We start from the raw sequence: 7,038 nt of genomic DNA on the forward strand, positions 1-7,038 counted from the left end.
AACGGACAATTGTGGTTTCGAATAGGTAAAGATGATTAATAAAGGGAGCAAAATAAATCATGAACAGGCTCAGATGCCCAACCTTCTCTTCATCTCGTCTACTTGCGACTCCCACAAAGCGATGGAATCTCCTTTTTCATCGGGTTCTGCAAAATCGGTGATCTCCAGCGTCATGTCGCCCGACAAATCCAGCTTGTGCAGCATGAACTCAAAATAACAATTCTCTTCATCCTCGTCGATCCATTGATAGCGGATACTTGATTGCGGTTTCTGGTTTACAATAACTGCCTGATTTTGTGTTTTTCCCCAATAGAATGTGTAAATAGTCTCGGTCTCATCCATTGACACCTCATCTGCAAACCATTCCGAAAGACCGTCTATTTGGCTGACCATACGCCACAAGCTACTCTGAGTAGCGTTTCCCATAAGGAACTCGATATGGAATTTTTCTTTGGACATGTGTTGTTTTAAAACAGGTTTGCAATATACAACTTTTTTTTTGTTCCATTGCCAAAAGTTCACAAAAGTTAGACTATTTGAGTCACCTCCGTTCCTCGATTTTCAATTGAGTCGCCTCCGCTCCTCGATTTTCAATTCTCACGATGGCATGGCTCGCACAAGCTCGGCTCTACTCATCTGGTTTAACAAAATAGCTCCTGAAATCAAAAAAGCTGTCTTGTATGACAGCTTTTTTGTAATTGGATATTTACCGGTCAAATTATTGTACCGGAATATACTCCACAAAGGCCTCTATTGCTTCGTAAGAGGCCAGGCCAAGCTTCCAGTACATATCGGCCGTGGCACGGTTTCGTTCTTCCGAGCGTTGCCAGAACAATCTCTCGTCGTCACCAAGGAATGGAGCACTCTCCATTTGAGACTGGTGTCTCAAAATAGCATTTCGTTTCTGGCGCAGTTCTTCGGGAGAAAGCGGTACGGCCATTTCAATATGATCTATCTCCCACTCCATCCAGGCACCACGGTACATCCAGACGCGGCAATCTTGGAACCATTCTTCTTCCTTGAAGATGTCGATGGCTCCAAGAATGGCATCGAGACACACCTTGTGGGTGCCATGCGGGTCTGCAAGATCTCCTGCAACATAGATCTGATGCGGTTTGATGGTTTCAATAAAATCTTTGACAATCGTCACATCCCTTTCGGAAATGGGATTTTTTTTCACCTTGCCTGTTTCATAGAAGGGAAGGTCAAGAAAATGTATATTTTCCTCGGGAAGGCCTACGTATCTGTCTGCCGACCGGGCTTCTTCGCGACGTATTCTCCCCTTGATAAAAAGGATGTCGGGTGTATCGATATCCTCCTTCGTTTTTTCGTGCAAGAGATAGTGACGAATCTTCTCATATTTTTCCAGAAGACCGGTGTTCTCGGGATTGAATTTTTTACGCATGCTATTCAGAACCGAGATATAGCGGATTACTTCTTCGTCTCCCACTGCAATGTTTCCGGATGTTTGGTAAGCCACATGCACCTCATGACCCTGATTTACCAGTCGCTGAAAAGTACCCCCCATGGAGATCACGTCGTCATCGGGATGCGGACTGAAAATAATTACCTTTTTGGGATAGGGCTTTGCCCTTTCGGGTCGATAGGTATCGTCTGCATCAGGTTTTCCTCCGGGCCAACCGGTAATGGTATGCTGCAGATCGTTGAATATCTTGATGTTTACATTGTAAGCTGATCCATAGAGGGTGATTAGCTCACTCAGCCCATTGTCATTGTAATCCTTGTTGGTCAACTTCAGGATAGGCTTGTTCACCACACCACAGAGCCATACTATGGCCCGACGAATGAGCTTGCTGTTCCACTCGCAATTGGTGACAAGCCAAGGCCAGCTAATGCGCGTTAGCTCCGAGGCTGCCGCAAGGTCCACAAACACTTTTACTTCAGGATGAGTCTGCAAGATTGAGCCGGGAACCAAATCAGTTACAGGGCCTTCCACAATATCCCGGATGCTCCCGGCTTTTTGTTCGCTCCATGCCAGGAGGGCAATCTTTTTGGCATCCATCATGTCGGATAGCCCCATGGTGATTGCGCTTAACGGTACTTTGTCGAGTGAGCCGAAGTTGCGGGCAATATCTTTGCGTGAGTCTCCATCAAGCATGACAAGCCTTGTTTGTGAGTGAAGGCTGCTTCCAGGCATATTAAAGCCCACGTTCCCCTTGCTCCCTAATCCCAACAACAGGTAGTCGAGTCCACCCTTATCGGCCAGATCCTTCTCAAATGCATCACAGTTCTCGGCAATCAGATCCTTCTCGATGGTTGCATCGGGTGAGAAGATGTTTTCCGGATCAATATCTATTTGATTTAAAAAAAGGTCCTTCAACATCTGCAGATTGCTGAAAGAAAAATCAAGCACAGGATAAAACTCATAAGTGTTAAAAACAACCAGATTTTTAAAACTCACGTTTTTTTCCCTGTGTTGCCTGACCAGTTCTTCATAAACCGGCAGTGGCGAAGTACCTCCACTGACTCCAAGCACAAAATGTTCTCCCTTCTTTTGTTTTTGTAACATCTCTTCCACAATGTCGTTTGCCACCTTTTTGGCAGCTCTCCTGGCCTCTTCATAGATTGCGACAGGCAACTTCTCATACCGTGCAAGATTGTACTCTTCAAAATCGTTTTCCGGACGGTAGTACTTCTTGGGAACCCGTTCGAAAGTAATGTGTGAACTCAGATCTAATCTCATATTTCTCTATTGATTTTATATACGTTGTTTATACCTAACATAACACCTTGAGGAGGTGACATGTTTATTTTTTATGACTTTTGCTCACTCCTGCGATCCATCTTGCGGGTTACCTGTCCGTAAATAAGAAGGGCAATGGCAGAAATAGCGCCGATAGCCACGAAGACATACCAGATATGGTGCGCGTTTTGCGTGGCCTCAGCATAAGCAACCGTGTCCAATACACCGGACTCCCCCGTGAACAACCGTGGATCGGGTAAATATTTATCCAGCAAAAATCCCGAAAGGCCGAAGGCAAACAGGAACGAGAAGAAGGAATGCAGATGGCTAAATCCCAAATAAAGGCCCTCCTGCCCCTTAGGCGCCTGCAGCGAAAAATATTCCAGGTAACGGGGCGAAATAAAACATTCCGCAATTGCCTGCATGCCAATGCCTATGATCATCATGAACGCTACAGGATGCAATCCCAGAATATAATCTTCCCCAATTTGCGTACCAAAAGACATAATAAGTGCAGAGAGAGGGATAATGAACATTCCCACCATCATGGAGGTGATGGCACTTCGTTTTTTCATCATGGAAGTCACGAAGTTTACAGTCACAAAAACCACCAGCGGATTGACATTCGCATACCACCCGGGGGAGGCACTCTCTCCAATCAACCTTATCACATATTTGGGCATGGTGGCATACATCTGACTTTGAATAACCCAGAAGCCGCTCACAATCAGGATCAATAGCATCAGTCGACCGTTAAAAACCACCTTTACCAACGAACGGCCAATCTCGGCAAAGCTTTTCCCTTTGCCTTCTGTTTTGGCCGATTGATAAAACAGATATACGGCAATCAGCGCCAGAAGCGTCATTGCTGCCGAAAAATAATTCAAGTATACAAGCCCCTGGTCTCCCATGCTCCTACGCAGCGGATCGACCACGGTTTTGCCGGTAAATGCGCCAATATTAACCATCATGTAAAAGATGGAATAACCGCGCGCTCTATTTTCCGGTGTTGTTTCACGGGCTACCGTCCCTGAAATAACAGACTTGATGAACGATCCTCCAATTACTACCAGTATCAGCGGCGCAACGATAGACCATCGCAGATAACTCTCTTTCAGCCCCGTATAGGTAGTGGTCATTTCATAATCTACCAGTCCGGCACTCTCGAGCATCGTGGGCAAAACACCCAGCCCTGCATACCCCACGGTAAGTAAGGTGAACGCGAGAAGAATCGCCGAGCGGAAACCTATTTTATCGGCATAGGCACCGGCAAACAGCGGTAGCAGATAAAGGGAAGCCGAGAATAGTCCTGCAATCACACCTGCCTCAATATCAGAGAACCCCCAAACGTTTGACAGATAGAGGGTAATTACAATAAAGACCGCATAATATGCCAATCGCTCCAGGAGCTCTACAAAATTGGCAACCCAGAAGGGTTTTGAAAATTTTACCATCAGAAGGTATTTTATGTTAATTTAAATGCAATTTTTAATATCGTAGACAAAGATAAAAAATATTTTGATTATCGAAGAGGCAAATCCGGTTTTTGGCTTTCCCTAACAGTAGTTCCTACTCCAAATCAATCACCGTAATTCCCGCACCGCCAAACTGTACATGTTCATCCTGAAAATGCGACACACCATGCACCGTACCCAGATATTCACGAATAATCTGGCGTAAAGCCCCGGTACCGGTTCCATGCAAAATACGCACCCGTGCAACGCCCAGCTGAATCGCATCATCAATAAAATACATGACCGCCTGGAGTGCCTCATCCCCCCGCATTCCCCGTACATCAATATCCTGCCTGAAATTCAATTTCCGCTCATGCAGCAGATCGCGGGTATTCGATGCTTTCTTTTCCTTTTTAAGCTGATTGTTGCTCACCCGTTCCAGACTACAGAGATCAACCGTGGTTTTGATCATTCCAAAAGCAACGATTGCTTTTTTACCGTTTATTTCCATCACCTCGCCTGTAGTGGTCTGTCCTTTGATGCGTACAGCATCCCCTACTAGCGGTTCTTCCTGGATGACCGCAGATGATGAGGGAGTGTTTTTTGCCTTTTTGGCCAGTTTCTTTTGACCTGCTATCTCCCTCTCATCGTGATCGGCAGCCAACACCTGCTTTCTGAAATGGCTTAGAGACTCTCTAACCTGTTTGGTTTTTTCTTTTTCAGCCTTTGCCTCGCGAATTTCCCGGATGGTATTTTCAATGCGAGCGTTACTTTCTGCCAGCATCTGTTCTGCCTTCTGCCTGGCTTGAGCAAGAATCTCCTTTTTCTCTTTGTTGATATCCTCCAGGCCGGTCTCATATTTCGTGGCGACCTCTTTCAGACGGTTGCGCTCACGGCGTATCTCGTCGCGTTTTCGCTCCCAGTAACGCCGGTCGCGGGCAATATCCTGCAAGTATTTGTCCATGTTGATATAGTCGCTCCCCACAATCTCTGAAGCATGTGCAATCACCTCCTCCGGTAAGCCGATTTTACGGGCTATTTCCACCGCAAAGGAACTACCGGGGTTACCAATGGAAAGGCGAAAGAGCGGCTGCATTTCATGCCTGTCATACAACATGGCCCCATTCACTACCCCCTCATGTTCGTTGGCAAAATGTTTCAGATTCTGATAATGCGTGGTAATCACACCGTACGATTGTTGTCTGTTAAACCGATCGAGCAGGGCCTCCGCAATGGCAGCACCTATCTGCGGCTCGGTACCGCTCCCGAATTCATCGATCAGCAGCAAAGACTTCGCATGACAGTTTCTTTCGAAATATTTCATGTTCATCAGATGCGAGCTGTATGTGGAAAGATCGTTCTCGATAGATTGCTCGTCACCAATATCGATAAAGATATCTTCAAAGACACCGACTTTGGAATTTTCTTTTAGCGGAATCAGTAAGCCACATTGTACCATGTATTGCAGCAAGCCGACCGTCTTCAGACAGACCGACTTGCCACCGGCGTTAGGACCGGAGATTACCAGGATTCTGCGTGTTTCCTCCAGTGTGATATCAAGCGGAACAATTTTCCTGTTTTGCTTCTTCAGGGAGAGATAGAGCAGCGGGTGCACCGCCTCAACCCAATCGATCAGCCGTACATCTTCAAGAGAAGGCCTGATTCCTCCTATTTGTTGCGCGAAAGCCGCTTTGGCCTGAATAAAATCGATCTTCGCCAAAAACTCATACGACTCCAGCAAGTCGGACAGATAGGGGCGAAGATAGTCTGTAAAATCAACCAATATTCTAATAATTTCGCGTCGCTCATCACTTTCAAGCTCACGGATTCGGTTGTTGGCTTCCACCACCTCCGACGGTTCAATAAAGACGGTCTTGCCCGATGCCGATTCGTCGTGTACGATCCCTTTGATCTTTCGCTTAAAGGAAGGGTTCACCGGAATCACCAGTCGGCCATCGCGCATACTTGGTGCCACATCTTTTTCCACAAATCCTTCGGCTTGTGCCTTCCGCAGGATGGCATTGAGACTTTTGGAAATTCCATTCGTCGTGGAGGTAAGTTCACGCCGAATTTCCGACAGGCGGGAGGAAGCATTGTCCTTCATCTGGCCAAAGCCATCCAGCAGGCTGTCAATTTTTTTGGTAATCTCCGGGAAAACAACCACATGACCCGCCAACGCAAGCAAGTGAGGATAGCGGGGTGTCTTCTCTTCGTCACGCCGCAGAAATGCCACAATGCCGTTGATGGTCTGCAGCGAACGGCGCAGTTCGAAAAGTGCACTCTGGTCGATCCAGGCACCTGCCACACGCACGTGCCTCAGTACCGGGCGCAGATCGTAAAAATGATCGGCCGGGAAAGTATCCTCTTCCTCCCTGATACGCACAAACTCCTCCGTTTGCGATAAAAGCGTGCTTATATCATCAAAAGAAGCAGAAAAATGCATCTCCTCCACCTTCTCTCGTCCAAGTATGCTCAAACACCGGTCGGAGATCAGCTGCCGTACTTTGTTGAATTCTATTTTTTGCTCAAAATTATCGGGATAGATCACGTCGTTGAATTTGTAGGTTGCGTTATACGCCTTATTTATCCCGCAAAATTACAATTTTATGATGACTAATGCTATTCAGCCATTCACTTTTCCCTTTATTTTTCCCGGAAAAAATTACAGGGTATCCACTTAAAAAACAGTTCTTGTGTTTTCTGGTAATATTTTTGGTTTTTCTAGTTGCAGAATTCAAAAAGTTGTACTACTTTTGCACCTCGAATTCGGGAATAAACTTCCTGTTTTGTTTGTTGGTCAGAGCAGATGATTCATCATCATGAGGCCCCAAAAGCCAACCACGGTGTTCTGTATTTTAATGGCGAGATAGCTCAGTTGGT

The 7,038-nt window shown here is 46.2% G+C and carries 4 protein-coding genes; all 4 read right to left on the bottom strand.

Features of this window, described 5'->3' with window-relative positions; genetic code table 11:
* Nucleotides 1-69 precede the first annotated feature (69 nt).
* A complete protein-coding gene (locus B3Z75_RS08010; RefSeq protein ID WP_294069759.1) occupies nucleotides 70-459 on the bottom strand; it encodes an START-like domain-containing protein in 390 nt (129 codons plus the stop codon).
* Nucleotides 460-718: 259 nt separating this feature from the next.
* Nucleotides 719-2,704 (bottom strand): glucosamine-6-phosphate deaminase, encoded by a 1,986-nt coding sequence (locus B3Z75_RS08015; protein WP_294069763.1) that lies wholly within the window; start codon nucleotides 2,702-2,704, stop codon nucleotides 719-721.
* Between the two features lie 71 nt (nucleotides 2,705-2,775).
* On the bottom strand, nucleotides 2,776-4,158 hold the full coding sequence (locus tag B3Z75_RS08020) for an MFS transporter (protein ID WP_294069766.1): 1,383 nt from the start codon (nucleotides 4,156-4,158) through the stop codon (nucleotides 2,776-2,778).
* Nucleotides 4,159-4,273: 115 nt separating this feature from the next.
* Nucleotides 4,274-6,706 (bottom strand): endonuclease MutS2, encoded by a 2,433-nt coding sequence (locus B3Z75_RS08025; RefSeq protein ID WP_294069769.1) that lies wholly within the window; start codon nucleotides 6,704-6,706, stop codon nucleotides 4,274-4,276.
* Nucleotides 6,707-7,038: the final 332 nt, after the last annotated feature.

The organism is Proteiniphilum sp. UBA1028 (genome assembly GCF_002316955.1).
Classification (GTDB): Bacteria; Bacteroidota; Bacteroidia; order Bacteroidales; family Dysgonomonadaceae; genus Proteiniphilum.

What these genes read in the sequence shown, in the direction of transcription:
- B3Z75_RS08010 (WP_294069759.1), bottom strand. Translation starts at nt 459, where the DNA reads ATGTCCAAAGAAAAATTCCATATCGAGTTCCTTATGGGAAACGCTACT.
- B3Z75_RS08015 (WP_294069763.1), bottom strand. Translation starts at nt 2,704, where the DNA reads ATGAGATTAGATCTGAGTTCACACATTACTTTCGAACGGGTTCCCAAG.
- B3Z75_RS08020 (WP_294069766.1), bottom strand. Translation starts at nt 4,158, where the DNA reads ATGGTAAAATTTTCAAAACCCTTCTGGGTTGCCAATTTTGTAGAGCTC.